28 protein-coding genes are annotated in these 25,515 nt (G+C 63.5%); 14 read left to right on the top strand and 14 right to left on the bottom strand.

The annotated features are described in order from the left end of the window. The first annotated feature begins 46 nt into the window (after nucleotides 1-46). The gene (locus NKG95_RS20190) at nucleotides 47-475 is read left to right on the top strand and encodes a phasin family protein (protein WP_023720012.1); all 429 of its coding nucleotides are present in this window, start codon (nucleotides 47-49) and stop codon (nucleotides 473-475) included. A 138-nt stretch (nucleotides 476-613) separates the two neighbouring features. Further along, nucleotides 614-1,111, top strand: coding sequence for a MaoC family dehydratase (locus tag NKG95_RS20185; protein WP_023720013.1), 498 nt, complete (start codon nucleotides 614-616; stop codon nucleotides 1,109-1,111). A 245-nt stretch (nucleotides 1,112-1,356) separates the two neighbouring features. On the opposite strand, the gene NKG95_RS20180 is transcribed toward NKG95_RS20185, so the two are convergent. After that, entirely contained in the window at nucleotides 1,357-2,760 is a 1,404-nt protein-coding gene (locus NKG95_RS20180) for an aminotransferase-like domain-containing protein (RefSeq protein ID WP_353042147.1), read from the bottom strand. Between the two features lie 104 nt (nucleotides 2,761-2,864). On the opposite strand from NKG95_RS20180, the gene NKG95_RS20175 reads away from it, so the two are divergent. Then, nucleotides 2,865-3,758, top strand: coding sequence for a DMT family transporter (locus tag NKG95_RS20175; protein WP_353042145.1), 894 nt, complete (start codon nucleotides 2,865-2,867; stop codon nucleotides 3,756-3,758). Nucleotides 3,759-3,862: 104 nt separating this feature from the next. After that, the gene (locus NKG95_RS20170; protein ID WP_353042242.1) at nucleotides 3,863-4,777 is read left to right on the top strand and encodes an alpha/beta fold hydrolase; all 915 of its coding nucleotides are present in this window, start codon (nucleotides 3,863-3,865) and stop codon (nucleotides 4,775-4,777) included. On the opposite strand, the gene NKG95_RS20165 is transcribed toward NKG95_RS20170, so the two are convergent. After that, nucleotides 4,746-6,161 carry an MFS transporter gene (locus NKG95_RS20165; RefSeq protein WP_353042240.1) on the bottom strand — a complete coding sequence of 472 codons (1,416 nt, stop codon included), beginning with the start codon at nucleotides 6,159-6,161 and terminating at the stop codon, nucleotides 4,746-4,748. The genes NKG95_RS20170 and NKG95_RS20165 overlap by 32 nt on opposite strands. A gap of 193 nt (nucleotides 6,162-6,354) precedes the next feature. Between NKG95_RS20165 and NKG95_RS20160 the strand changes: the two genes are divergently transcribed. Then, complete coding sequence (locus tag NKG95_RS20160) at nucleotides 6,355-7,248, top strand: LysR family transcriptional regulator (protein WP_352844293.1); 894 nt, start codon at nucleotides 6,355-6,357, stop codon at nucleotides 7,246-7,248. A gap of 20 nt (nucleotides 7,249-7,268) precedes the next feature. Here NKG95_RS20160 and NKG95_RS20155 read toward each other — a convergent pair whose 3' ends face one another. From NKG95_RS20155 to NKG95_RS20145, 3 genes are read right to left on the bottom strand one after another with little or no spacing between them, the layout of a single operon-like run. Continuing rightward, complete coding sequence (locus NKG95_RS20155; RefSeq protein ID WP_352844291.1) at nucleotides 7,269-8,309, bottom strand: zinc-dependent alcohol dehydrogenase family protein; 1,041 nt, start codon at nucleotides 8,307-8,309, stop codon at nucleotides 7,269-7,271. Nucleotides 8,310-8,343: 34 nt separating this feature from the next. Then, nucleotides 8,344-8,994: a maleylacetoacetate isomerase gene (gene maiA / locus NKG95_RS20150; protein ID WP_352844289.1), complete on the bottom strand. Its 651-nt coding sequence runs from the start codon at nucleotides 8,992-8,994 to the stop codon at nucleotides 8,344-8,346. A gap of 4 nt (nucleotides 8,995-8,998) precedes the next feature. Continuing rightward, nucleotides 8,999-9,709, bottom strand: coding sequence for a fumarylacetoacetate hydrolase family protein (locus NKG95_RS20145; protein WP_353018598.1), 711 nt, complete (start codon nucleotides 9,707-9,709; stop codon nucleotides 8,999-9,001). A 371-nt stretch (nucleotides 9,710-10,080) separates the two neighbouring features. On the opposite strand from NKG95_RS20145, the gene NKG95_RS20140 reads away from it, so the two are divergent. Then, a complete protein-coding gene (locus NKG95_RS20140; protein ID WP_353042143.1) occupies nucleotides 10,081-11,103 on the top strand; it encodes an acyltransferase family protein in 1,023 nt (340 codons plus the stop codon). A 17-nt stretch (nucleotides 11,104-11,120) separates the two neighbouring features. Here NKG95_RS20140 and NKG95_RS20135 read toward each other — a convergent pair whose 3' ends face one another. Both NKG95_RS20135 and NKG95_RS20130 read right to left on the bottom strand, forming a co-directional pair. Then, the gene (locus tag NKG95_RS20135; protein WP_023720022.1) at nucleotides 11,121-11,618 is read right to left on the bottom strand and encodes a GNAT family N-acetyltransferase; all 498 of its coding nucleotides are present in this window, start codon (nucleotides 11,616-11,618) and stop codon (nucleotides 11,121-11,123) included. Between the two features lie 23 nt (nucleotides 11,619-11,641). Beyond that, entirely contained in the window at nucleotides 11,642-12,406 is a 765-nt protein-coding gene (locus NKG95_RS20130; protein WP_023720023.1) for a copper homeostasis protein CutC, read from the bottom strand. Between the two features lie 226 nt (nucleotides 12,407-12,632). On the opposite strand from NKG95_RS20130, the gene NKG95_RS20125 reads away from it, so the two are divergent. Beyond that, complete coding sequence (locus NKG95_RS20125) at nucleotides 12,633-13,076, top strand: SRPBCC family protein (protein ID WP_352861503.1); 444 nt, start codon at nucleotides 12,633-12,635, stop codon at nucleotides 13,074-13,076. A gap of 119 nt (nucleotides 13,077-13,195) precedes the next feature. Continuing rightward, nucleotides 13,196-13,651, top strand: a complete 456-nt coding sequence (locus NKG95_RS20120; protein ID WP_353042141.1) for a carboxymuconolactone decarboxylase family protein — start codon at nucleotides 13,196-13,198, stop codon at nucleotides 13,649-13,651. A gap of 27 nt (nucleotides 13,652-13,678) precedes the next feature. Here the strand turns inward: NKG95_RS20120 and NKG95_RS20115 are convergent, their stop codons facing one another. Then, on the bottom strand, nucleotides 13,679-14,587 hold the full coding sequence (locus tag NKG95_RS20115; RefSeq protein ID WP_353042139.1) for a LysR family transcriptional regulator: 909 nt from the start codon (nucleotides 14,585-14,587) through the stop codon (nucleotides 13,679-13,681). Nucleotides 14,588-14,714: 127 nt separating this feature from the next. Here NKG95_RS20115 and NKG95_RS20110 point away from each other — a divergent pair, with 127 nt between their 5' ends. The 4 genes from NKG95_RS20110 to NKG95_RS20095 all read left to right on the top strand — a co-directional run bounded on the left by NKG95_RS20110 (nucleotide 14,715) and on the right by NKG95_RS20095 (nucleotide 17,388). Further along, nucleotides 14,715-15,218, top strand: a complete 504-nt coding sequence (locus NKG95_RS20110; RefSeq protein ID WP_353042137.1) for a nuclear transport factor 2 family protein — start codon at nucleotides 14,715-14,717, stop codon at nucleotides 15,216-15,218. 59 nt (nucleotides 15,219-15,277) lie between these two features. After that, the gene (locus NKG95_RS20105) at nucleotides 15,278-16,261 is read left to right on the top strand and encodes an alpha/beta hydrolase (protein WP_353042135.1); all 984 of its coding nucleotides are present in this window, start codon (nucleotides 15,278-15,280) and stop codon (nucleotides 16,259-16,261) included. Next, nucleotides 16,258-16,812, top strand: coding sequence for a nuclear transport factor 2 family protein (locus NKG95_RS20100; protein ID WP_353042133.1), 555 nt, complete (start codon nucleotides 16,258-16,260; stop codon nucleotides 16,810-16,812). The genes NKG95_RS20105 and NKG95_RS20100 overlap by 4 nt, the downstream gene beginning before the upstream one ends. 129 nt (nucleotides 16,813-16,941) lie before the next feature. Further along, the gene (locus NKG95_RS20095) at nucleotides 16,942-17,388 is read left to right on the top strand and encodes a nuclear transport factor 2 family protein (RefSeq protein ID WP_352844270.1); all 447 of its coding nucleotides are present in this window, start codon (nucleotides 16,942-16,944) and stop codon (nucleotides 17,386-17,388) included. 55 nt (nucleotides 17,389-17,443) lie between these two features. On the opposite strand, the gene NKG95_RS20090 is transcribed toward NKG95_RS20095, so the two are convergent. Both NKG95_RS20090 and NKG95_RS20085 read right to left on the bottom strand, forming a co-directional pair. Continuing rightward, entirely contained in the window at nucleotides 17,444-17,875 is a 432-nt protein-coding gene (locus tag NKG95_RS20090; protein WP_353042131.1) for a cupin domain-containing protein, read from the bottom strand. A gap of 70 nt (nucleotides 17,876-17,945) precedes the next feature. Continuing rightward, nucleotides 17,946-18,776, bottom strand: coding sequence for an AraC family transcriptional regulator (locus NKG95_RS20085; RefSeq protein WP_353042129.1), 831 nt, complete (start codon nucleotides 18,774-18,776; stop codon nucleotides 17,946-17,948). Nucleotides 18,777-18,866: 90 nt separating this feature from the next. On the opposite strand from NKG95_RS20085, the gene NKG95_RS20080 reads away from it, so the two are divergent. Continuing rightward, nucleotides 18,867-20,054 (top strand): amidohydrolase, encoded by a 1,188-nt coding sequence (locus NKG95_RS20080; protein WP_353018614.1) that lies wholly within the window; start codon nucleotides 18,867-18,869, stop codon nucleotides 20,052-20,054. Between the two features lie 113 nt (nucleotides 20,055-20,167). Here NKG95_RS20080 and NKG95_RS20075 read toward each other — a convergent pair whose 3' ends face one another. The 4 genes from NKG95_RS20075 to NKG95_RS20060 form a co-directional block, all read right to left on the bottom strand. Continuing rightward, a complete protein-coding gene (locus tag NKG95_RS20075) occupies nucleotides 20,168-22,390 on the bottom strand; it encodes a xanthine dehydrogenase family protein molybdopterin-binding subunit (RefSeq protein ID WP_353042127.1) in 2,223 nt (740 codons plus the stop codon). Further along, nucleotides 22,387-23,376, bottom strand: a complete 990-nt coding sequence (locus tag NKG95_RS20070; RefSeq protein WP_353042125.1) for an FAD binding domain-containing protein — start codon at nucleotides 23,374-23,376, stop codon at nucleotides 22,387-22,389. The genes NKG95_RS20075 and NKG95_RS20070 overlap by 4 nt, the downstream gene beginning before the upstream one ends. After that, on the bottom strand, nucleotides 23,373-23,858 hold the full coding sequence (locus NKG95_RS20065) for a (2Fe-2S)-binding protein (protein ID WP_031194306.1): 486 nt from the start codon (nucleotides 23,856-23,858) through the stop codon (nucleotides 23,373-23,375). The genes NKG95_RS20070 and NKG95_RS20065 overlap by 4 nt, the downstream gene beginning before the upstream one ends. Nucleotides 23,859-24,143: 285 nt before the next feature. Then, a complete protein-coding gene (locus NKG95_RS20060; protein WP_023720036.1) occupies nucleotides 24,144-24,398 on the bottom strand; it encodes a hypothetical protein in 255 nt (84 codons plus the stop codon). A gap of 371 nt (nucleotides 24,399-24,769) precedes the next feature. On the opposite strand from NKG95_RS20060, the gene NKG95_RS20055 reads away from it, so the two are divergent. Then, nucleotides 24,770-25,195, top strand: coding sequence for a hypothetical protein (locus NKG95_RS20055; RefSeq protein WP_023720037.1), 426 nt, complete (start codon nucleotides 24,770-24,772; stop codon nucleotides 25,193-25,195). Nucleotides 25,196-25,515: the final 320 nt, after the last annotated feature.

Here is a 25,515-nt window from a genome sequence, read left to right as displayed (position 1 = left end):
TTCCGTGCAGTGGCGGCGTTCACGGCAACAGGGGGAGAGTACCAGCATGGCAAAACGACCGGATTCCGAGTCCTTTATCGACATGTTCGGCAAGTTCGGCCGCGACCTGAAGCTGCCGAATGTCGATGTCGAGGCGATCCTCGCCCACCACGCCAAGAACCTGGAAGCGCTGGAGAAGTCGGCCAGGGCGAGTGCCGCCGGAGCGTCGGCGCTGTTGTCCAGGCAACGCGAGATGCTACAGGACACGCTGCGCGAAATCACCGACATGGCACAAAACTACAGGGCGCCCGGCAATCCCCAGGAAATGATGCAGAAGCAGGCGGCGTTCGCCAGGAGATCCTTCGAGACCGCGCTGAAGAATGCCGGCGAGATGGCCGAACTGGCGAGGGCGTCCGGCACCGAATCCATCGAAATCCTGCGCAGCCGCATCAAGGAGGCGATGGAGGAGATCCGCGCCGGCCACGACAAGAAATAAGCTGTTCCCCAGCAGCACGCTTGCCGGCGGCGAAGACTGGCGGTTCGCGGCCGAAGATTATGGGCTGGAATCGCACTGGCGAATTGACAGGGGCGGCCCGTCGTGGTCCGGAACAGGCAAGCGATCGGGAAAGCAGGAATGACGCAGATACGGCCCACGACGCCGCCGACCTTCGAGCAACTCAGGGCGATGGCCGGGCAGGAATTAGGCGTCTCGGACTGGACGCTGGTCGATCAGCACCGCATCGACCAGTTTGCCGAATGCACGGGCGATCATCAATGGATCCATGTCGATCCCGAGCGGGCGAAGCGGCAAAGCCCGTTTCGCACCACGATCGCGCATGGCTATCTGACCCTGTCGATCATCGGCGCGCTGGCGCTTGAGATGGGCATCGTACCCGAAAACACGCAGGCCGCTTTCAACTACGGTTTCGACAAAGTGCGTTTCGTGGCGCCAGTCAGGGTCGGCTCGCGAATCAGGCTGCGCACCACGCTGTTGTCGATGGAAGACAAAGGCCCGGGGCAATATCTGATGAAGGCTTCCAATACCGTCGAGATCGAAGGCGAGCAGAGGCCGGCGCTGACCGCCGAGACGCTCGTCATGCTCTACGCACGCCGCAAGCGGGCCGGCACCTGAGAGACCGTTTGGAAACTCTACTCTGGCGGCCATCTGATCGCGTTTTCTGCGCTTCCGGCCTTCGCCGGCCGAAGCACTGATCAGCGGTCGTGGCAGTTAAGGCTACGGCCGGCGTAGGCCGGTGCTCACGGACCTAAATGTCCGCTGCGCTCCGGTTCTCGAAACCACCACCATATGACTCGCCAGAGCGAATTTCGAAACAGTCTCCGAGGACACGGGCTCAGACAGGCGTGCGGCGGTGCAAATCAGCGCGACATCGCCTGTTCAAGCGCCCTGAAAATCCGGTCGTCTCCGGACTGGGCGACGTTGAAGCGCATGAAACGGCTGGCCGACCGAGACAGGCTGAACGCATTGCCGGGCGCAAGCACGACGTTGGCCGACAAAGCGTGACGGGCGACATCCGCGGCATCTATCCCCTCCGGCAGCCTGCACCACAAAAACATGCCGGCCGGCTGATCTATCCATGGCACGATGCCGATGGCCTTCAGGCGGGCGCTGGTTTCTTCCACGGCGCGCGAGAGCCGCGCGCGCAGCAGATCGACGTGCTTGCGATAGAGGCCGTCCTTCAGCAGCGTCAGCACCAGTTCGGATGCAAGCCGCCCGCTGCCAAAGGACGTGGCGATCTTGAGATCGGTCAATCCTTCCATCCAGTCGCGAGGAGCGGCGATGAAGCCGCAGCGCACCGATGCCGAAAGCGTCTTGGAGAAGCTTCCGATATGGATGACCCGGCTGAGACCGTCGAAGGCCGCCAGCCGGGGCGCGGGCGTATGTTCGAAATCGGCGAAGATATCGTCCTCGATAATCGTCAGCCCCGACTGGTCGGCGAGCTTCAGCAGCCGATGGGCGGCGACGGGCGACAATATCGCGCCGGTCGGATTGTGGAGCGCGGAATTGGTGATGTAGAGGCGCGGCCGGTGGTCGTTCAGCGCTTGCGCGAACAGCTCGATGTCCGGCCCCGAGCGTGTGTAGGGAACGCTGATCACCTTGGCCCGATGGGCGCGCAACAGGGCATGGAAGTTGAAATAGCAGGGATCGTCGACCAACACGGTGTCACCCGGTTCGAGCAGAAACCTACACAGCAGGTCGATCGCCTGGGTGCCCGATTCCGTCAGCACGATCTGGTCCGGGGAGGCTTCGATACCGTGCTCGGCCATGCGCCGCGCCAGCAGATGGCGCAGCGCCGGCAAGCCGAGCGGCGTGCCGTAATCCGTCAGCGCGGCATCGTCGGCGCGGGCCATGGTCCGCAGTGCGCGGCGCAATCCGGCCTCGGGCATCCATGCGGCCGGCAACCAGCCGCAACCGGGTTTGAGCACATTGTCGCCAGCTTCCAGCGATTGGCGCGAGACCCACAGCGGGTCGACGGCACGGTCAAGCCTGGGGCCGATCTCGGCCAGTGACAGCGGAGCCAGCGATCCGGCGGCATAGAAACCCGAGCCTGGCCGCGAGCGGATCATGCCTTCCGCCGCAAGACGCTCATAGGCTTCGACCACGGTGGATTTGGAAACCTGCATGGCCTTGGCGAAAGCCCGGATCGAAGGCAGCCGCATTCCCGGTGTCAGGCTGCGCGCGGCGATCCTGTGCCTGATCGTCGCCATGACGATTTCGACAAGCGTCCGGCTGCCCTCATCTGTTGTCGTCTGCTCGTCCATCCGTACTGCTCAGCCTACCATGACGGTTTTGTCGAACTGTACCTCATTGTCTCTGGCGGAGCCATACGCCCGGCCCGATAGAGGGCGAAACGAGCGGGGCATCGATGGACAAGGCGGTGAGTGGTGGGGCGGCGAGTAGCTGGGCGGCGAGCGGCTGGGTCAACGGGTTCATAGGCGTGCTGATCTTCAGCGGTTCGCTTCCGGCGACGCGCGTGGCGGTGATGGATTTCGATCCGGTGTTCGTGACGGTCGCCCGTGCGGCTTCGGCGGGCATTCTCGGCCTCGCGCTGCTGCTCGTTTTTCGCCAGAAGCGACCGGAGCCGCAAGATCTGTTCTCGCTGGCGATCGTCGCGCTTGGCGTCGTGGTCGGCTTTCCCCTGCTGACGGCGCTGGCGCTCAAGCACATCAATTCGGCTCACTCGATCATTTTCGTCGGCCTGTTGCCGTTGGCGACCGCGATCTTCGGCGTGGTTCGAGGCGGTGATCGCCCGAAACCGGCGTTCTGGCTGTTCTCGTGTCTCGGCAGCGCCCTTGTTGCCGGTTTTGCAGTGACGCAAGGCCTCTCGGTCTCGCCGCTCGGCGACATCTTGATGCTGGCCGCCATCATCGTGTGCGGATTGGGCTATGCCGAAGGAGCGGCGCTGTCGCGCAAGCTCGGCGGCTGGCAGGTGATCTCGTGGGCGCTGGTGCTGTCGCTGCCGGTCATGCTGGCGCTGACGTTCATCACCATGCCGCCGTCGCTCGAAAGTGCCGGCAGGGGCGCGTGGATAGGTTTGGCGTATGTGTCGCTGTTCAGCATGCTGATCGGTTTCGTGTTCTGGTATCGCGGCCTGGCGCAAGGCGGCATCGCCGCGGTCGGGCAGCTGCAACTGCTGCAGCCTTTCTTCGGCCTTGGGCTGGCGGCAGCGCTGCTGCATGAGCAGGTCAGTCCCGCCATGATCGCCGTCACCGCCGCCGTCGTGCTTTGCGTCGTCGGCGCCAAGAGATATGCGAGATAGGTGCGCCGGCGCACTCTTGAACTCGATACAATCGCGTCCAATTGATACCAGGAGCTGCCGACCTGGCGGAACGATGTCTCCGAGGCGCCGAATCGGCCAGCGTGATGCATCGGCGTGGAGGAAAAAGGGACGATTTGGTGCCTGGGGTGCAGAAGATACGCTTGTCCTCGGGCGGCGAGGTGGCCGTCCGGACGGCCGGTGATGCTTCCAAAACCGCGCTCGTCCTGCTGCACGGCTTTCCTAGCTCGTCGCGGACGTTTCGCGACGTGATCGCGCCGCTTTGCGGCAGCGTCTATGTCGTGGCGCCTGACCTGCCGGGCTTCGGCGCGTCCGATCTGCCGCCCGAGCCGTCGTTCGACATGCTGGCCAGCGCGATTGAAGAGCTGCTCTCGCGTCTCAACGTTGGCCGCAGGTTCCTCTATTTGCATGATTTCGGAGCCCCGGTCGCGCTTCATCTCGCCATACGCGTTCCGGAACTCGTCGAAGGCCTTATCATCCAGAATGCCAATGCCCACCGCTCTGGCTTTGGTCCGCAATGGGCAGACACATTGGACTTCTGGGCTGAGCCGAATGCGGCGAACGAGCAAGCCGCCACCGCCCATCTCACCCTCGAGGGAACCCGCGACCAGTATGTCGCCGGCTTGCCAGCCGAGATCGCGGCGCAGATCGATCCAGGTAATTGGATTGAAGACTGGCGGGTCATGTGCCTGCCGGGACGACTTGATCTGCAGAAGGCGCTCATTGCCGACTACGGCCGATATGTCGACCGGTTCGGGGAGGTGGCTGGTTATCTGGCGAAGTATCAGCCCCGAGCGATGCTTCTTTGGGGTCGCCACGATGCCTTCTTCGACATTGCAGAGGTTCAATCGTGGCTTATGGATCTTCCCCGGATGGAGGCCCACGTCTTCGACGCAGGCCATTTCCTTCTGGAGACGCATGCGCTCAGGGCTGCTGAACTGATGCTGGAGTTCGTCGCTGGCGGCTCAGCTAAGCGCGCTGGCCGCGGCGACCAGAAATAATCGCAATGATCAAAGCCGCCACCACCAGGGCCGTCGCGACCTGGAAAGTGACCTGCATGCCGCGTGCGGCTGCCGCAGATGCTAATACCTGCCGACCGGTGCCTTCGTTTCCGCCAGCCGATGCGAAGGCAAACACCGCGCCCATCACCGACGCACCGGTGATCAGGCCGAGATTGCGCGACAGGTTGAGCACTCCGGAGACGACGCCGCGCTGGTCGGATGCGACGCCCGTCATCACGGCCGAATTGTTGGCGGTCTGAAACAAGCTATAGCCGGTGCAGACGATGATGATTGGCACGACATAGCCGGCAATGCCAAATTCCGCCTGTGACAGAGCAAAGCTACCAATAGCGAGATCGAGCAGACCAACGATCATCATCCGGTGCGCTCCGAAACGATCGACCAGGCGTCCGGCCGGCAGCGCCGCCAAGGCCGTAACCAGAGGGCCGGTCGACAGAACCAGCCCGACCATGGCTGCGTCCAGCCCAAGCGCGCGCGACAGATAGAATGGCGCGACCACCAGCGTCGCCATCATCACGGTGGCGACGATCAGGTTCATGGCGAGGCTTGCGTTCAAGGCGCTATCGCGGAACCTGGCAGGCTGGATCAAAGGGTTCTCGACCCTTGTCTGCGCAATGACGAACAGCAGGCCACCCACGGCGGCGGCAACCAGCAAGCCGACATTGAGAGAACCAAAACTGCCGCGCCCAAGGGTCATGGCGAGCGCATAGGCGGCTAGCGTCAGCGCGAGCAAGGCCGTGCCGATGCCGTCGAAATCGCGCCGATCTCGTTCCGCTGACTTTTTTCCAGCCGGCAGGACGCGATAGGCGAGCGCGAAGGCCAGCGCCCCCAACGGCAGATTGATGAGGAAGATCGCTCGCCAGCCGAGGCCGGCGATCAGCAGTCCGCCAAGCGAGGGGCCAAGCGTGGTGCCGATCGCGGACATGGCGCCGAGCAGGCCCATGGCGCTGCCGGTTTTTTCCCGGGGGACCGTGTCGGCGATCAAGGCCAGCGTCAGAGCCATCATGACGGCCGCGCCGAGCCCCTGTGCCGCCCTTGCGGCAATCAGCAGCCAGAGCGTCGGCGCGAGCCCGCAAAGCACCGATGCGAAGGTGAACAGGCCAATGCCGCGGAGCAATAGCGGGCGGCGGCCGAACATATCGGCGAGTCGCCCGGCGCTGACGATCAAGGTGGTGATGGCGAGCAGATAGGCAAGAACGACCCATTGCACGAGCTGGAACGATGCGCCGAATGCCTGCATCAGCGATGGCAGCCCGACGCTGGCGATGCTGGTGGCGAGCGACGACAGCAGCGTTGAAAGCGACAGGCTGGCCAACGCCCATCGGGCCGAGCGGACGCTCACCGGGGCCGTTTCATTCCCGATCTTTTCAGCCCCGGCCTTTTCAGCCCAGCTCTTTTCAGCGGTCGATGCCACGGTGAACTCCTCTGCCGGCAAGCCCCCAAAACCGGAGCTGTCGGAAGCTATTCCCCTGCTTGATGTGGCGAAAGGCGCAGCATTTGCATCTTATTCGTGCATGAAACGCCACATCACGGCTGAGCTGTGTTATGGTCCTTCCATGTCGTCACCCGATCTCAATCTGCTTGTCGCCCTCGATGTGCTGCTGAGCGAGGGCAGCGTCGCCCGCGCTGCCGCGCGGCTGCACCTCAGTCCGTCGGCGATGAGCCGGACGCTGGCGCGGCTGCGCCAAGCGACAGGCGATCCATTGCTGGTCCGGGCTGGCCGTGGCCTGGTTGCGACACCGCGCGCGCAGGAATTGCAGCAGCAGGCAGGCCGAGTCGTCCAGGAAGCCGAAGCGCTCCTGCTTCCCGCCAGGCTCCTCGACCTCTCAGGTCTCGACAGGGTTTTTACGCTGCGCGCCAATGAAAGCTTCGTCGAGGAATTCGCGCCGCGTCTCGTCGCCCGTATCGAAGCGAATGCGCCTGGCGTGCGGCTGCGTTTTGCGCCGAAATCCGACAGGAACGACATGTCGCTGCGCGACGCAGGGATTGATCTCGAAATCGGGGTTGCCGGTGAAACGAGCCCTGAAATGCGTATTCAGGCGCTGTTTCGCGACCGCTTCATCGGTGCGGTGCGAACGGGCCATGAGCTGAGCGAGGGTCCGGTGACGCCGGAACGCTATGCGGCCGGCCGCCACATCAGCGTTTCGCGGCGTGGTCGCGAAAAAGGCCCGATCGACGAGGCCTTGAAACTGCTGGGTCTCCAGCGGACGGTTGTGTGCATGGTTTCCAGCTTCTCGGCCACGCTCGCCATGGCGCGCGCCTCCGATTTGATCGCCAGCGTCCCCGAGCGGCACACGCTAGGCGCGCGCACGGGCATGTTCAGCTTTCCGTTGCCGGTCGATGTTGCCGAGGTCACGATCTCGATGCTCTGGCATCCGCGGCTCGATGCCGATCCGGCACAACGCTGGTTACGCGCCTGCGTGCGGGAGGTCTGCGCCTTTCTCCGCTAATCCAGACTCGGGTCGCTGATCTAGAATCGGGTCACCACGCCGATGCCGATGCCTTCGAAGCCGCCCATCGCCATCAATGCGGCCGGCGCCTCCTCGAGGCTGATCTTCTTGCCGACCAGCAGTTCGGGCTTAAGCTTGCCGGTGCGGATCATCTCCATCATCGCCTGGTAGCGAAACGCCTGCATGCCGTGGCTGCCGCGGATCTCGAGCTCGAAGGCGATCACCTTGTCCATCGGTATCTGCGGCCTGGCATGCTCGCCGAGCATCAGGCCGACCTGCACATGGCGGCCGCGCCGGCGCAGGTTCGCGATCGAGTTGAACGACGTCGTCGGATGGCCGAGCGCGTCCATCGACATATGCGCGCCGCCATTGGTGATCTGCTTGACCGCCTTGACCACGTTCGGCGTCTTTGCCGCGTTGATCGTCGCCACCGCGCCGATCGTTTTGGCGAAGTCCAGCTTCTCGTCGGTCAGGTCGATGGCAACGACATTGGCGCCCATGGCGCTGGCGATCATGATCGCCGACAGGCCGACGCCGCCGCAGCCATGCACGGCCACCCATTCGCCGGGCGTCACTCGGCCCTGGTCGACGATGGCGCGGAACGAGGTGACGAAGCGGCAGCCGAGGCTGGCGGCGGTGGCGAATTCCATCTCGTCGGGCAAGCGCACGAGATTGGTGTCGGCATGGTCGATGGCGACATATTCGGCGAACGATCCCCAGGCAGTGAAGCCGGGCTGGAACTGGTGTTCGCAAACCTGGTGATTGCCCGAGGTGCATTCAAAACAGCGGCCGCAGCCGACGGCGAACGGCACGGTGACGCGCTCGCCGGTCTTCCAGCGGGTCACCTGGCTGCCTGTGGAGACCACGACGCCGGCCAGTTCGTGGCCCGGCACATGCGGCAGGCGGATGCCGTCGTCGTGGCCCATCCAGCCATGCCAGTCGCTGCGGCAGAGGCCAGTCGCCTCGACCTTGATGACGACGCCTTCCGGCGAAGGCGTCGGATCCGGCACCGTCTGGATCGTCGGCGCCTCGCCGAATTTTTCGAAGACGACGGCTTTCATCGGCAGTTCCTCATCACGTCATGCAATTTGCGGTTTACTCGGCATCGATCTGGTTTTCCGGCGCGGCCTTCTGGAACGCCGGCAGCGCCATGCAGGCGGCATTGATGCGCGAGATCGTCGGGTAGGGCGTCATGTCAACGCCGAAACGGGCATTGCTGGTGATCTGTGCGACGAGGCAGATGTCGGCCAGTCCCGGCTTATCGCCATGGCTGAATGTCTTTGTCTCGGCGGACGAAGCCAGAATCTTTTCAAGCGGCTGGAAACCTTCGTTCACCCAATGCCGGAACCAGTTGGCGACATCCTGGTCGCCGGCGCCGAACAGCGTCCGCAATGAGGTCAGCACGCGCAGATTGTTCACCGGATGGATGTCGCACGCGATCATCTGGGCCAGCATCCTGACGCGAGCCCGGCCCGGTGCATCCTTGGGCAGCAACGGCGGCTCTGGCGTGGTCTCGTCGAGAAATTCGATGATCGCCAGCGACTGCGTCAGGAGCGTGCCGTCGCCCAGGACCAGCGCCGGCACCAGCCCTTGCGGATTGACCGCGAGGTAGGCGGGCTCCCGATGCTCGCCGTGGCGCAAATGATGCGGCACGTAGTCGTAGGTCAGGCCCTTCATCTCCAGTGCGATCCGCACCCGGTAAGACGTCGAGGACCGGTAGTAGTTGTGAAGGACGATGTCGCTCATCAGATCATGGGTCCGGTTGGCCGATCGTCAATTCGATTTCGCCGATGCCGTCGACGCCGCCGGTGATCTTTTCGCCCGGCCCAACGGCGCCGACGCCAGCCGGCGTTCCGGTGAAGATCAGGTCGCCGGGTTTAAGCTCTACCGCCTCGCTGCAAATCGAGACGATGTCGGGAACCGGCCAGATCAGTTCGGCAAGGTCGCCGTCCTGCCTGATCTCGCCGTCGACGGCGAGCCAGATGCGGCCCTTTTCGGGATGACCGGATTTTTGCGCCGGGACCAGCGGGCCACAAGGGGCGGAACGGTCGAAGGCTTTCGACCAGTCCCACGGCCGTGCCGCCTTCTTCGCTTCGTCCTGAAGGTCGCGGCGGGTCAGGTCGACGCCGACGCCGTAACCCCAGACATGGTCCAGCGCGCGCTCGCGGGGGATGCGGAAGCCGGCTCTGCCGATCGCGACGACCAATTCGATCTCGTGATGCAGGTTTTGGGTCAGTGGCGGGTAGGGGATCGTCGTGCCAGATCCGATTGCTGCATCGACCACCGCATCACCCGGCTTGGTGAAGAAGAAGGGCGGGTCGCGCTCGTCATTGCCGAACTCGCGGGCATGGGCGGCGTAGTTGCGGCCGACGCAGAAGATCCGGCGCACCGCAAAACGCTCCAGTGAGCCGGCGACGGCCACCGACGGGGTTGCGGGCAGGGGAAGGACGAAGCCTGTCATGCAGTGTCTCTGTTTCAATGCATCTGTCCTGGCACATTCGGCCGATTTGGATCACCGGGCAAGGCATTGCATCTCAGATGAGCCACGCCCGCCGCGAGGCGCCGCGGAAATCGCTATAATTGTGCTTTAGCCGGCCAAGATGGCGATACACTATTTGGCAATAAGCTGGCCCTGCTCGCAGCGCCTGCCACCAACGCCTGAGACCACCGACCGTCGGTTTTGGGAAGGGGCCTTGACGGCCCTTTTTGTCCGTCCCCGTACTTCGGGCGTGTCGTTATCTCGCACTTGCACAAAGTTCTGGTGCGCTGCAATATAGCTGGAGGGAATGCGGCCTCCAGCCCGCCTTTCGCAGGTTCAATGAAGGGACCGGCATGACGGATATCTCCGCGACGCGTCTTGTCGTGTCCAGGCCTATTGCCGACAGCTCGGCAAGAACCAGGCTTGCCTATCTCGACGGCTGGCGCGGCCTGTCGATCGCGCTGGTGCTGATCGGCCATTTCTTCCCCGTTCCCGGCATCAATCTCGGCGTCTTGGGCGTCGAATTCTTCTTCGTGCTCAGCGGCCGGCTGATGGCCGAGATCCTGTTTGTCGAACACTATCCGCTGAAGAAATTCTTCAAGCGCCGGTTCTCCCGCATCTACCCGGCACTGATGGTTTTCGTCGTCGCCGCGATGGTTGCCTTGTCCGGCACATTCATCGCCTTCAAGTGGAAGGCGGCGCTGACGGCGCTGACGTTCACTTACAACTACGCCGGAATTCTCGTCACCCGCGCCGGCGCGCTCGACCATATCTGGTCGCTCTGCGTCGAAGAGCATGCCTATATCATCCTGGCGCTGATCAGCGTCGTCGTCTCGGGGCGGTCCCGGGTCATAGTGCTGCTCGGCGCATTGTCGGTGCTGGCCATGGCAAACGGCGCCATCTCCTACTGGGTGCTCGGAATAGGCTACGAGTCCACCTATTGGCGCACCGACGTGCACATCGCCTCGATCCTGCTGTCAGCGGTGATATGCCTGCTCAAGGCCGATGACAGGCTGCCGGCGCTGCTCAAGGGCCCGCATGCCGCCCTGGGGGCCGCTGTCGTGGCGGTTCTAGTGTTCATGGCTGCCGTGCCAACCCCGATCCACTATCTGGTCGCGGTGCCGCTGTTGGCCCTCGCCGTCAACTCCCTCGACTTCAGCAGCTGGTATCTGACCTGGTTTCTATCCTCCCGGCCGATGACGATGCTGGGGCTGTGGTCGTATTCGCTCTATCTTTGGCAGCAGCCCTTTTATCAATTCGTCGACATACAAGGCAGTTCGCCGTGGCTGATGTTGGCGGCGGCGTTCGCTTGCGCTCTGTGCAGCTACTACATCGTCGAAAAGCCGACCCGCTCCTGGCTGAACCGCAATTGGTAGGGCGAGGCGGCTGCCGTTCAGCCGGCGATCCGTCTTAGATAATACCGCACGGCTTTCTTGCCGCCGTGGATTACCGCGTCGCCCACTTCCATGAAGCCGAGTGCCGCGTGGAAGGCGTCCGAAGCCGGATTGGGTGGCTCGGCATTGACCTCGCAAGTGACGATCGCCTGGCCGGCGCGTGACGCCTGCTCGAACAGATCCTCGTACAGCCGGCGGGCATGACCCCGGCCGCGCGCATTGGCGCCGACCACGACGCGATCGACATAGACGAAGCGCGGATAGCGCTCGCGAAACCACAGGAAATTCGGGCTGTCGTAGCTTGCGTCCTGGTCGAAGGTCATGATGAAGGCTTCGAGTGCACCGATACGGCGCGCGTAAAACGCTTCGCCAAGCAGGAAGGAAAGGCGCTCAGGTTCGAGCCATGATAATTCCGCAGCGTGCTCGTTGTTGAGCGCGAGGATTGCGGGCTCATCCCGCGGCAAAACCAGCTCGATCGGCAATCGCGTTTCAATCATTTTCTTTCTTCTGTCTTCCAGGATCATGCCCGGGCAGCGGCGATGGTCGCCGCCACCAGTACCTCGTCGGTCACGGTGTTGCGGTATTCGCGGTCGAGGTCGGTGCCGCCCATACCGACTTTCGGGTTGCGATAGCGCATGGCGCTCGGCACGTCCTTGAGCGCGGCGAAGTGCATTTCGCTCACCCCGGTTTTCCTCCGCACCTCGGCAATGTTCTGCGGGTCAAGCCCGCCGCAGCCGAGGATGATGATGCGGTCGCCAGCCTGCCTGACCAGATCGGCGAGCAGGTCCGCGCCCTCCAGCGCCGTGTCGCGCTGGCCGCTGGTCAGCACACGGCCGACCTTGCAGCGGATCAGCGATTCCAGTGCCTCGGTCGGGTCGCGGGTCATGTCGAAGGCGCGGTGGCAGGTGACGTTCAAGCTCCCCGCTGCCTGCGCCAGTTCGCTCATGCGCTGCTCATCGATCGTGCCGTCGGCAGCGAGGCAGCCGATAACGACACCGGCGACGCCAAGCTCGGCAAGCGCTCGGACATCGGCGAGCATCGAACGATATTCGGCCTCGCTATAGAGAAAATCGCCGCCACGCGGCCGCACGATGACGTGGAACGGGATCGTCGCTAATTCAAGCGCCGTGCGCACGGTGCCGAAGCTCGGCGTGATGCCGCCCTCGACCAGGCTGGCACAGAGCTCGACACGGTCGGCACCGGCGGCTTGCGCGGCCAGCAGGCCGTCTATGCCTTCGACGCAGATCTCGATCAGCGGCAGGCGAGGGCGTTCGGTCTCGGTCATGGGCGATCCGTTGATGATTTCAGCTGGCCAGCGGTAGCATCGGGCACGGTGCCTTGAAAGCCGGAAGTGTGGGCTCAATGTGCTTGCGGGCGCGCCTGCCATTCCGCCGCTTGACACATTCATAACTTAAGCGTTATACGTAACTCATAGCTGATGGGTTATTGGTTCTCATGGAGAGCGCGTTGTTGAATAGCCCAGCCAAACCGCAAACAACGGGTCCCAAGTCATGACTGAAGCAACCACAATCGAAACCAAATCCATTGTCGTCGAGCGTCTGATCCCGCATGCGGCTGAAAAGATATGGCGCGCACTGACCGTGCCGCATCTGGTTGCCGAATGGCTGATGGAGAACGACTTTGCGCCTGAGCAAGGCCATCGCTTTACCTTTCGCGCGACGCCGGTGCCTGGCTGGTCCGGCGTGACGAACTGCGAGGTGCTGAAGATCGAGCCGCCACGCCTGCTCGCCTACAGCTGGGGCGACGGCACCGAATCCGACAGCGGTCTGAAGACCGTGGTGACATGGTCGTTGACGCCCGAAGGTAAAGCGACGCGGGTGCGCATGGAGCATTCCGGGTTCCGGTCCGAGGACGAGCGCGGCTACATCGGCATGGGAAGCGGTTGGCCGCGCATTCTCGAGCGGCTTGAGCGGGTGACTGCCTCGCAAAGCTGAAGATCCCGGCGCTCGCCTTGCCGCAACGCGGCGGCCGGCGAACTGACAGAACCAAGAAATATCGAGACCCCGGATGTTCGTCGTCCGGGCATGAGAAAACACGCCCGAAGGAGACCACTATGCAAGCACGATTGAAAAACCCGGTGATGGTCATTCCTGGCGCTCTGCAGGCGCTGCTCGCGCTGGACAAGTCGACGGAAACGGCCGATCTGTCCTATGTGACGCGCAAGCTCGTCCATTTGCGCGCCAGCCAGATCAACGGATGCAGTGTCTGTATCGATATGCATGCACGCGAATTGAAGAAGGCCGGTGAAAAGGATGAGCGCGTCTTCACCGTGTCGGCCTGGCGGGAAACACCTTACTTCACCGACGCCGAGCGCGCCGCGCTGGCGCTGACCGAGGCGGCGACCCGGTTAGCCGACCGGCCAGACCCGGTGCCGGATGCGGTCTGGGATGAAGCCGCCCGGCACTATGACGAAAAGGCGCTTGCCGCACTGGTCGTCCAGATTGCCCTGATCAATGCATTCAACCGTCTCAACGCAACTACCAGACAGATGGTCGGCGCCTGGGGCTGAACGGGGCCGGGTTCTCGCAAAGCCACATCAGATCAGCAGCTTGTGAGAATTCGCGCGGACGAAGTCGATGAAGGTCCGCAGCTTCGGCGGTACCAGGCGGCGGCTGGGATAATAGAGGTGGAGCGGCTCGTAAGCGGGACAGAAAGGCTCCAGCACCTTGACCAGCGCGCCTGAGGCAAGAAGCGGCGCGGCGAGCCCCTCGACCGCGAAGGCGAGGCCAAGCCCTTGCGCGGCAGCAGTAATGCACAGCGGAAGCGTGTTCACGACCAGACATGCGCCCGGTGTGAAAGCGACTTCGCGTCCATCCACGGTGAACTCCCAGGGCGAAATCGCGCGGGTGCGGGTGAGGGCGAATGCGATGCAGCGATGGGCGGCGAGGTCGGCCGGCCGCTTCGGCGTACCGTTGCGCGCCAGATAGTCCGGGCTGCCCACCACGACCATCTGCAGGGGCCCGCCCAGGCGCGCGCCGATCATATCTTTCTCGAGAAGCTCGCCGATGCGCAGGCCGGCATCGAACCCCTCGGCGGCGATGTCGACGAAGCTGTCGTCGAAGATCAGATTGAGCCGCACTTCTGGATAAGCATCCATGAACGGCCGCATCAGTGGCTCGATCAGCAGCGGCGCGGCGATCCAGGGCAGGCTGAGGCGCAGCGTGCCGGCAGGACGATCGCGGGTCTCGCGCAGCGCCGCACCAGCCGCCCAGATGTCTTCGGCTGCCGGGCGCACATGGTCGAGGTATTGGGCGCCAGCTTCGGTCAAGCCAACGCTGCGGGTCGTGCGGTTGAGCAGCCGCACCCCCAGGCGCTCCTCAAGTCCTTTGACCGCCTCGCTCAACGAGGCCGGAGCGACGCCGAGCTCGGCGGCGGCGCGGGTGAAGCTCCTGGCCTCCGCAACTTTTACGAAGGCGACGATGCCGCTGAATTGGTCGAGGCGCATTGTAAGGTTTTTCCAAATAGCCCTGTCGAACTCTACTGGTTTTTCCGGTGAACAAAAGGCGTCATGTTGGGCTCGACGAACGGGCCTCGCTGTTGCGAGGGCCCGAACGGGCAAGGAGACAGGACCGATGACCAGGCTCGCTTCACTCGCCGCCGGCGCTCTGCTGGCGGTGTCTGCCGCCCCAGCGAACGGCGGCCCGTTGGAAGACAGGAACATCCAGCTCATCAAGGACTATTACGCAGCTTACGCGACCGGCAATCCTGAGGCCGTCCGGCCCTTCCTCGCGGCCGACATCGTGTGGCGCATTCCCGGCCATCATCCGCTCGCCGGCGACAAGCGTGGGCCGGATCAGGTGGTCGCCTTCTTCCGCGGACTGGCCGGCGGCAAGTTCAAGGCCGAGCCGATCTTCTTCCAGGCGCAGGGCGACCTCGTCGTCGATGTCCATCGCGGCTGGTCGAATGTCGGCTCAGGTCCCGAGATCGACCAGCTCTATGCGCTGATGTTCCGCATCAAGGGCGGCAAGATCGCCGAGGCACAGAATTTTTTGACCGACATGTATCGGTCGGACGCCTTTTACTGGGCGCATTACCCGCTGAAGCCATTGCCCGGCCGACTGGCTGGCGAGCGCTGAGACGGCGGTCTTTCTTGCAACGCGCCGCGCTTCTCACTCCAAGCCAAAGGAGACTTGCGATGCTTAAAACCCTGACACTTGCTGCAGCAACCGCCGTGGCGCTCGCCGCCTCCAATGCCTTCGCCGCACCGCGCATCGAGCGCGTCGCTTTCGCCTCGAACGGTGAGCAGATCGTCGGCGAGCTCTATCTGCCGGAGGATCTGGACGCGGCGAAACTTCGGCCCGCGCTGGTCGTGACCGGCGCCTGGATGACGGTAAAGGAACAGATGCCGGCCCGCTATGCCCGCGAGATGGCTGACCGTGGTTTCATCGCCTTGACCTTCGACTTCCAGGGCTGGGGCGAAAGCGGCGGCGTGCGCCGCCAGTACGAGGATCCTAACGCCAAGATCGCCGACATCGAAGCGGCGGTCGCCTATCTCGCGACCCGGCCCGAGACCGATCAGGACCGCATCGGCGGGCTCGGCATTTGCGCCAGCTCCGGCTACATGGTCACCGCTGCGGCCGAAAACGCCGCGATCAAGTCGGTCGCCCTCGTTGCGCCCTGGTTGCAGGATGCCGAAGTGGTCGAGCAGACCTATGGCGGAAGGGACGGTGTCGCCAGGCTCGAGGCCACGAGCGATGCGGCCGAGGTGGAATATCGCCGCACCGGCAAACAGGCATTCCTACCCGCTGCTAGCTTGACAGACGAGCGCGCGGTCATGTTCGAGGTGCCTTACTACACCGAACCCGATCGCGGCATGCTCCCGGCCTGGCGCAACGAGGCCGATCCCGCCTTCTGGCGCGGCTGGTTGAGGTTCGATGCAATCCAGGCTGCTCCGCGCCTGCACCAGCCTTTTCTGATGGTGCATAGCGAGGCGGCTGCCATTCCACAGGGGGCGCACAAGTTCTACGCGCGGCTGACCAGTTCCAAGCGGGAGCGGTGGCTCGACAATGTCACCCAATTCGATTTCTACGATCGTGCCGCGCCGGTGAAGACGGCGAGCGATGCCGTCGCCGCGCACTTCCGCGCGACGCTGGGCGGTGCAGGGGAGGCTGGACAATGAGCCTCGTCACTCGCCGGTATGTCTTGGCCTCGGCGGTTTCAGCCGCGATGATTTCCGCCGTCTGGGCGCCCGCCTCGAGCGCTCCGGGAGATGCGCTGACGGTCGAAGACAGGATCGTGATCGCCGAGGCAGTTGCCGGGATCGGCCTCTATGCCGATCTGCGTGAATGGAACCGGGTCAAATCCTATTTCGCGGCCCGTGTCACGACCGACTATACCAGCCTCTTCGGCGGCGAGGTCACGACCAGCGGCCGCGACTCCCTGATCGCCCAATGGCAAGCGCTGCTGCCGGGCTTCGACGCCACCCAGCACCTCATCACCAACATCATTGTCGAAGGCGCGGATAAGCATGCGGTTGCACGCAGCCATGTCCGCGCGACCCACTGGATCGGTTCCCGGTTCTGGACGGTCGGCGGCAGCTATCTACACCGGCTGGTGCGGACGTCGGAAGGTTGGCGCGTCAAGGCAATCTCCATCCGCCGCTTGTACGAAGAGGGAGATCGCGCCCTTTTGACCGCCGCTGCCGACCGGGTGAAGGCGGAGGCCAAATGAGTGTTCGGATTTGCGCATGCCCAGTCGCGCGGCGAGGTTGCTCGGAGCAACGGCAACGTGAATATTGATCGAATGTCGGGGCAGGCTTGGCGCATGCGGCATTAGTGCCGCCAACCGCGGAGACAGGACATGACCCTTTCACTGCAGGAGGTTTCCGATCGGCTTGAGATCGAACAGCTGCTTGCTCGCTATTGCTACGCTGTGGACGATCGCGACTGGGAAGCCTATCGGAAAATATTCACGCCCGACGCCGTGCTTGACGACACTGTAACAGGTGGAATCAGGAGCGGTGTGGGTGAGCATGTTGCTTATATGAAAGGCGCCCTATCGAAGATATTGATCTCGCAGCACGCCATTTCGACAATCCTTCTTGATCTCCGAGGGGATGAGGCCAGCGCGCGCGTGCATTGTTCATGCCCGATGGTGGTCGACCTCGGCGAAGGCAAAAGGCAGGTCTTCTTCCAAGGGCTCTGGTATCGCGACCGCGTCGTACGCACGTCCGAGGGCTGGCGCATAAGTGAACTTGTCGAGGAGGGCTATTGGAATCACAATTTGCCGGAGGGGTTCACGTTCTGACGTCTGTTACGCGCTGTGCTGGATTCGCCACGGACGCTGTTTTCAGACGTGGCAGCTACTGGCGCAACACCGTGTTCTTGGTGCCTTCTTCGACCTGGTCGATAACCAGCAGCTTGACCGGTTCGGCGCCGACATTGGTCGCCTGATGCCATTGCCCGATCATCTCGATGATGAAATCACCTGTTTGATAGGTGTTGCTCTTGCCGGTCTCGACATTGGTGACCTGAAGCGTGCCGGCCTCGACATAGGCGTAACGCGGAAATGGATGCTTGTGGACCGGCAAGGTGGCGCCCGGCGCGATCTGATAGGCCGAGACCAGGACCTGCACGTTCTTCTGCGGCAGCGTGATCGGCTGGCCGGACGCAGTCTCGGTGCGAGAGGCAAGCGGGGTCACGACAACCGGCGTCCCGCTGGCGTCCAGCGCCTGGGCGTTGTTTGCAAACAGTGCAGCCGCGAGCAGCAGCGTCGGCGCCAAGATTTTTCGCATGATTCCCCCCGAGCTGCGTCAGCATTGCGCAGCACGCATTGGCGCGCAAGCTTGTCTGTTGAGGAGCGCCTTATCCAGCTCTTCTAAACATGCCCGGCGTCATGCCATGCATGGCCCGGAACGTACGGGAGAGATGGCTCTGGTCGGCGAAACCTGCCGCGATAGCGGCGTCGGCGAGGCCAAATCCCTGTTCGATCAGCGCGCTCGCCCGGCGCAATCGCCGGTCGCGGATGTAGGCCGCCGGCGTCAGGCCGATCGCCTTGTTGAAGTCGCGGATGACCTGGAACCGGGTCACGCCACCCGCACCGGCAAGCCGCTTGAGGTCGAGCTGCGAGCCGAGCTCGCTTTCGACAAGGTCGCGATAGAGCGAAAACCTCCGCTGCGATCCGGAGCTTTCGACCTCCTCGGCCTGTCCGCTCGAGTCGCCATGCCGAACGATCAGCCGTCGCAGCGCCACGAGCAGGGACGTCTCGGCCGTCATTATGTCTGGGGATGTCGAGCCCTGGTGTGCTGCCGTCAACGCTGCGGCGAGATTGTTGTCTTCGATAGTCGCGCGCGAAAACACCGGAGCGCCGTGCCAGCCGAGTTCGCGGGCAAGTGCGGTCATCAGCGGCACCGAGGGATAAAACGTCCGGTAGGCCCAGCCTTCGTCCGCCCCGCGTTCGCCGTCATGCCACTCCTCTGGATTGACGACGGCAATGGCGCCTGCCGGGGCGAGAACGCTTTGACGGCCGATGCGAATCCGCTCGCAGCCGGAGGTGATCAGGGCGATCACATAGGTCGGGTGTGTGTGCAAGTCGTAGCGGTGCCGGGTGAAGCGCGCTTCGAACAGGCCAAGGTCGGGGAAGCACGGATGGCGCCAGTATTTCCCGGTCTCCGCCGCTTGGTTTGTCTTTGCCATAGTCAATCCGGTTCAAGACGCTTTTCGTCGGGCCTTCTATGGCAGCAGGATCAAGCCACGCCGCCCATTGCCGGTGTGAGAGGAGGTATCATGTTGCATAATGACCCCATCGCCGCGCTGACACCAGAGGTCATAGGCTGGCGGCACCATATCCATGCCAATCCGGAGCTCGGATTCAATGAATACGAAACGGCGCGTTTCGTTGCAGAGAAACTGCGCTCCTTCGGCCTCGACGAGGTGCATGAAGGGATCGGCGGCACCGGGGTCGTCGGTGTCCTGCGCAGCGGTGGCGGCACACGCGCCATCGGCCTTCGCGCCGAGCTCGACGCGCTTCCGGTGCTGGAGAAAACCGGCTTGCTCTATGCTTCGAGGAGAGAGGGTGTGATGCATGCCTGCGGCCATGACGGCCACACCGCCATGCTGCTCGGCGCTGCCAAATTGCTCAGCGAGTCGCGCACCTTCGACGGCACCGTCACTTTCATCTTCCAGCCGGCCGAGGAAAACGAAGGCGGCAGCATGCGCATGATCGAGGACGGCCTGTTCAGGCGCTTTCCGGTCGAGGCGGTCTATGCGGTCCACAACTGGCCGGGCGTCAGGCTGGGGACGATCGCGGCCCGTGCTGGTGCGCAGATGGCGGCCGTCGACAATTTCGAGCTGACTTTCGAGGGTCTTGGCGCGCATGCCGCGATGCCGCAGCTCGGCGATGACCCGATCCTGGCAGCGGGCGCCTTCGTGCAAGCCGTCCAGCGCATCGTCAGCCGCACGGTCGACCCGCAGAGCGCGCTTGTCGTCAGCATCACGCAGATCCATGGCGGCAATGTCGGCAACATCGTGCCGGGCAAGGTCTGGCTGCAAGGCACCTGCCGCTTCTTCGAGCCCGGTCTTTCCGACCATTGCGAGAGGCTGATCGGCGAGATCGCACAAGGCATTGCCGCCGCGCATTCGCTCAAGGCACGCGTCGACTACAGGAAGGGCTACCCGCCGCTGATCAACACCGTGGACGCGACGACCCACGCCGTCGAGGCTGCCGCCTCCGTCGTCGGCCGGGAGAATGTCTTGACAGAGTTCAGCCCCAGTCTCGGCTGTGAGGATTTCGCATTCATGATCCGCGACGCCGGTGGCTGCTACGCGTGGATCGGCGCCGGCGAGGTCGGCCCGGGCGAAGGCCTGCACGGCGACCGCTACGTCTTCAACGACGAGATCGTGCCGACGGTGATGCGCTACTACGTCAACCTCGTCGAGCAGACGCTTGCCGGCAAAGTATCTGAGCTGAAATGAAGACGTCGGCCTGGGGGCCGCAGGTATTTCCCAAGTCTCGGCAAGCTTTGCAGAGGAGATAATCGACTACGTCAGAGACCCGCTATCGCAGGGCAATAGCGGGCCTAGTCCTTCTACAGCAGTTTTTCCGGCGTGATCGGCAGCTCCCGGATCCGCTTGCCTGTAGCGTCGAAGACGGCATTGGCAACCGCTGCGGCAACGCCGGTGGCGCCGAGCTCGCCGATGCCCTTGCCGCCAATCGGGCTGGCATGCTCGTCCACCTCGTCGACGAAGTGGATAACGATGTCGCCGGGAATGTCGGCGTTGACCGGAATGGCAACCCCTGAAAGGTTCTTCGACAGGAACCGCCCGAGCACCGGTTCGTGCCTGCTCTGCTCCATCGCCGCCATGCCCCAGCCCCAGATGATGCCGCCCATCATCTGGCTGCGTGCGGTGCGGGGATTGACGATGCGGCCGGCGCTGTAGCTGCCGACGGCGCGACGAAGCCTGAGCAGGCCGAGCCCCGGATCGACGCCGACCTCCATGAAAATCGCGCCGAAAGTGCGCATGGCGAGTCCTTTGCCATGCTGCGCCGGATCGAACGAGCCGGAGCCGATGATCTCGCCGATGTCGGTATGACTCATCACGTCGGCGATCGTCTGACCGCCGGCAGCGCCTTTGCGGCGAATATGGCCGTCTTGCATCTCGACCTCGTCGGGCGGCAGATTGGCAAGACGGGCAAGCTGCGAACGTGCATCTTCGGCGGCTGCGAGCACCGCCGCGCCCACCCCCATGGTCGACGATGAGCCATAGGTCGGACCCGCCTCCGGCAGCTGTGTATCGCCCATTTCCAACTCGATCCTCTCCATCGGCAGGCCCAGGACATCGGCTGCGATCTGCGGAAAGATGGTGAGTGTTCCGGTCCCTATATCCTGGGTGCCGGTGCGGATGAGCACCGTGCTGTCCCTGTGCAACCTGACCTCGGCTACAGGCGTCGGGTGGCGGAAACAGCCCATGCTACAGGTCGCCATGCCGTAGCCGATCAGCCAATCGCCATCGCGTTGCGGCTTGCGCGGGCGCTCGCGCCAGCCGAACAGGCGGGCGCCTTCCTCATAGGCCTCGCGCAGCTTCTTCGACGACCAGGGCTGGCCGGTGGCCGGATCCGTGTCCGCATGGTTGATCAGACGCAGGTCGAGCGGATCGATGCCGAGGCGGTGGGCGAGCTCGTCCATCGCGCTTTCGAGGGCCCAGGTGCCGGGACCCTCGACCGGCGCGCGCAGCGCCGTCGGCATGGCGACGTTCGCGCGCTCGACGCGCTGGCTGAGACGCATGGCCGGCGTGGCGTAGAGACCCTTCGAGGCTTCGGTGGCGAACTCGACGAAATCGTCGGTGACGGTGGTCAGGTTGACCACGTCCTGTTGCACGGCGGTCAGCTTGCCCGACTTGTCCGCCGCCAGCACGATCTTCTGTGCCATGCGCGGCTGATAGCCGAGACAGGAATAGGCATTGGCGCGGCTGAGCGCCAGCCTGACCGGGCGCTGCATGATGCGCGCCGCGGCGGCGGCCAGCACCTGATGCGGCCAGATCCAGCCCTTGCCGCCGAAGCCGCCGCCGGTATGGCGGGAAATCACGCGGACCTTCTCGGCCGGGACATTCATGCGGGCCGCAACCACCTGGCGGACACCGTAGACGTGCTGCGTGGCGTCGTGCAGCGTCAGCTCTCCGTCGTTCCACTCGGCGAGCGTCGCCGAGGGCTCCATGGCGTTGTGATGGCGCGACGGCTGCAGGTAGACGGCTTCGACCATGGCGGCTGCGTTGCTAAGCCCGCGGTCGACCTCGCCCTTCGTAAACGTCGGCTCCAGGAACAGAAAGCCGCTCTCCCTCGGCACGACCGCAGCCTTGTCGATTGCGGTCCATTCGGGGGGTGCCGGCAATTCCGGCTCGGCGAACTCGTAGCGCAACGCGACGCGGCGGGCGCCGGCCTCCGCCGCCTCCAGCGTCTCGCCCAGCACAATGGCAAGCGGTTGGCCCTCGTGACGTATCTCGTCGCTCTGCATGGGCATGAAGCTCTGCGCCGCCGGCGGACCTTCGGCTTGCTGCGTCTGCGTATCCGGCTCGGCCCTTGGCGATGCGAACCGGCCGAATTTGGGCATGTCCTCATGCGTGAGCACGCGCACGACGCCTTCCTCGGCGACCGCGTCGTCGACCATGATCGACGTCACGCGGCCGGCGGGAACGGGCGCGGTCACCAGCACTGCATAGAGCAGGTCGGGGGCAAAATAGTCGGCCGCATAGCGGGCGCGGCCGGTAACCTTGACGCCGCCGTCAGGGCGGGCAACAGGCTGGCTGATCATCATGACGGCATCCTCGCTGCTCTTTCGATCGCCCGCAAAGCGGCGGTCTTGGCCAGTTCGATCTTGTAGGCGTTCTGCGACAAGGGACGCGCTTCGGCGAAGGATTGCTCGATAGCGGTGCTCAACGCCTCGCGATCGCCGACATCGGCACCGGCGAGCCGCTCCTCGGCGGCGCTCAGCCGCCACGGCCGCAGCGCGACGGACCCCAGCGCCAGGCCAGCCCGACGAATGGTCCGGCCGTCCATCTCCAGCACCGCGGCGGCGGAGACGATGGCATATTCGTAGGATTCGCGCTCGCGCACCTTGAGGTAAGCCGATCGCGGCGCCGGTGCCGGCAGCTCGATTGCCGTGATCAGTTCGCCTTGCTGCAACACATTGTCTGCCTCGGGCCGCGTGTCGGGAAGCAGGTGGAATTCGGCTGCCGGAATGCGCCGGCCGCCGCTGCGGTGCGCGGTGACGATGACTGCATCAAGTGCTGCCAGTGCCACCGCCGGGTCGGATGGCTGGGTGGCGATGCAATCCTCGGTCCAGCCGAATATCGCGTGATTGTCGTTGATGCCATGCAATGCCGAGCAACCGGAGCCGAGCCGACGTTTGTTGCACGGCAACTGCTCTTCGGCACGGAAATAGGCACAGCGCGTCTTCTGCAGCAGATTGCCGCCTATCGTTGCGAGGTTTCTCAGTTGCGGCGACGCCGCGTTGAGGATCGCCTGGCTCAACACCGGATAGTCGCGCATGACCAACTCGTGCTGCGCGACGTCGTTGAGATGCGTCAGCGCGCCGATCCTCAAGCCGCCGCCGGGCAGTGCCTCGATCTGATCCAGCCCGTCGAGGCGGGAGATATCGATGATCCGCGCCGGCCCGGCAATGCCAAGGCGCAGCCAGTTGAGCAATTCGGTGCCGCCGGCGAGAAAAGCGCTGTCCGGCGCCGCTCCGGCCGCGATCGTTTCGCCCAGGCTATCGGCGCGCGCATAGACGAATGGGGTCATTGGCTCGCCCTCCCAGCCGCTGCGCGCACCGCCTCGACGATTTGCGGATAGGCCGAGCAGCGGCACAGATTGCCGCTCATCCATTCGCGGATCTCGGCGTCGGAGCCGGTATGTCCCTCCTCGATCAGCGCCGCCGCCGACATCACCTGCCCGGGCGTGCAGAATCCGCACTGGAAACCATCATGATCGATGAACGCCTGCTGCACGGGATGAAGCGCATCGCCGTCCGCCAGGCCCTCGATCGTCGTGACCTCGCGTCCCTCGGCGGACACGGCCAGTATCATGCAGGCATTCACACGCCGTCCGTCGAGATGCACGGTGCAGGCGCCGCACTCGCCGAAATTGCATCCCTTTTTCGTTCCGGTCAGATGAAGCCGCTCGCGCAACAGGTCGAGCAGCGTGACGCGGGGATCGAGATCGGAAAGGCTGTGGTCCTCGCCGTTCACCCGCAACCGCAGTAGGTGCCGATCGTGGAAGTCCATTGGGGGTACCTCGAAGCACATGCCGTCCTAGTCGCAGGGACTCGTCCAGCAATCAGCCGCCCACCTGTCGAGGCGAAATAGGGCGGTCGATTTCGGGGGAAAGGCACTGCCGGTCACGGAAGGCGAAAAACGTTTGGGACCCCGCACGGGATGGGCTAAGAATGCCACGCCGCAAAAAGTGCACCGTCACCGTAGTTCAATACCGGCGCTCGCCTTCGTGGCCGCCTGTGTATCCTGCTGGCCCCCTGTGCTGCATTCAAGTTAGCGAAACACGCAATCAACGAGCTAAAAGATTGATATGATGCCAGGGTTAACCGTTTCGTAGCCTAGGCGCGGCTCAAACTTGTCTTTGGGGATTGCGCCGGAGACAGTTCCGGTTGAACGGTAATCCACCTCTGTCTTCTTCTTTTTCTTGATCGTGCCTGACAAATCGGCACAGAGTTGCGTTGTCCCTTTTCTGGCTACCACCTTTTTCTCGTGCGCAACGGCGGCGGTGGATCCGGCAATCACAATTGCCGCGCACACGATGGCCAATCTCATCGAATTTCCTCCCCCAAGCGCCGGCCTAAGCCGCGGTCGATCTACCGACGCTGGGGCCGAAGCTCAGGCCGGCATCTTGGCCGAAGCGCACTATCACCGAGCCGATTGGCTCTGGCGCGTTATCAGCCTCTTTCAGGTAAAGCGTCTTCCTTCATTTGAGTGAAATCGAGCGATGGTTTCCCTTCGAACGCAGAATTACGGTGACAGTGCGCTTTCGCTACATTGGCCCGCTGCGGGCCTCAGCTGGGTTAACCAGCTTCCTGGGCGGAGCATGGGCCTGCTCAATTGTGTTTTGACTATTTGGCTGCACGGGCGCGTAAAATATCCGGTTCGCCCAGTTGTGGGCGGACTAACTCAGGGAGGATAATGTTATGAAGATGAATCGACGTAATGCTCTCGCCCTTGGTGCCACCTCGTTGTCGACCCCGCTATTGGTTGCATTGCCGACTCCGGCAGCGGCCAAGACCTACGGTCCGACTGATGGCAAAGAGATTTTTCCCGGCGTTCGGCTCGTTGAACTGGGAACACGAGACTCCCATATCAAGGGGTACAAGAAAATCGCGATGGAAGACGTCGTGTATCAGCCAAAGGGATCTAGCCCGCTGGGGGATGTCATGGCCGACGACATGGTCTGCACGGTCACTGAAGGCGAGCTGCAGGTCACGGCCGGGGATATGCAGTTCACAGCCAAGGAAGGCGATGTATGGAGCTGCGGCAAGGGTAGCACGAAGGAGGCTGCTACGAACAACGGGACAGTGGTCGCCGTGATGCGGGTGATTAACCTCAAGGCTGAATAAAGCCAAGTTGGCGATCGTGGGCGCAATCCGCGCCCGGGTGGAATCTTGCGGGTTAGCGATCTAACCGGCCAGCGCCATTCCAGTGCCAACGCCGATGGCAGGCCCCATTAGAAGCTTCCCGGCCAGATCGATGGCCAAGACGCGGATGGCTCCCCAAACGTCTGCGCGGGGGCCTTATCGCGCTGGCAAGATCGTCAAACGTCTTTTCCATTCCTGGAGTCTAGATCAACACCGGGAATCTCTGAATTCACCTGTTTGTTGTCCGCTAATTCAGCATGTCAACGCAGCGGCTTCTTGCGCTTCGGCGGCCTGTACTTCTC

Source organism: Mesorhizobium sp. M1423, from assembly GCF_040317575.1.
Taxonomy (GTDB): domain Bacteria; phylum Pseudomonadota; class Alphaproteobacteria; order Rhizobiales; family Rhizobiaceae; genus Mesorhizobium.
Note: the sequence above shows the minus strand (reverse complement) of the source record. Positions and strands in the feature narration are given on the sequence as shown.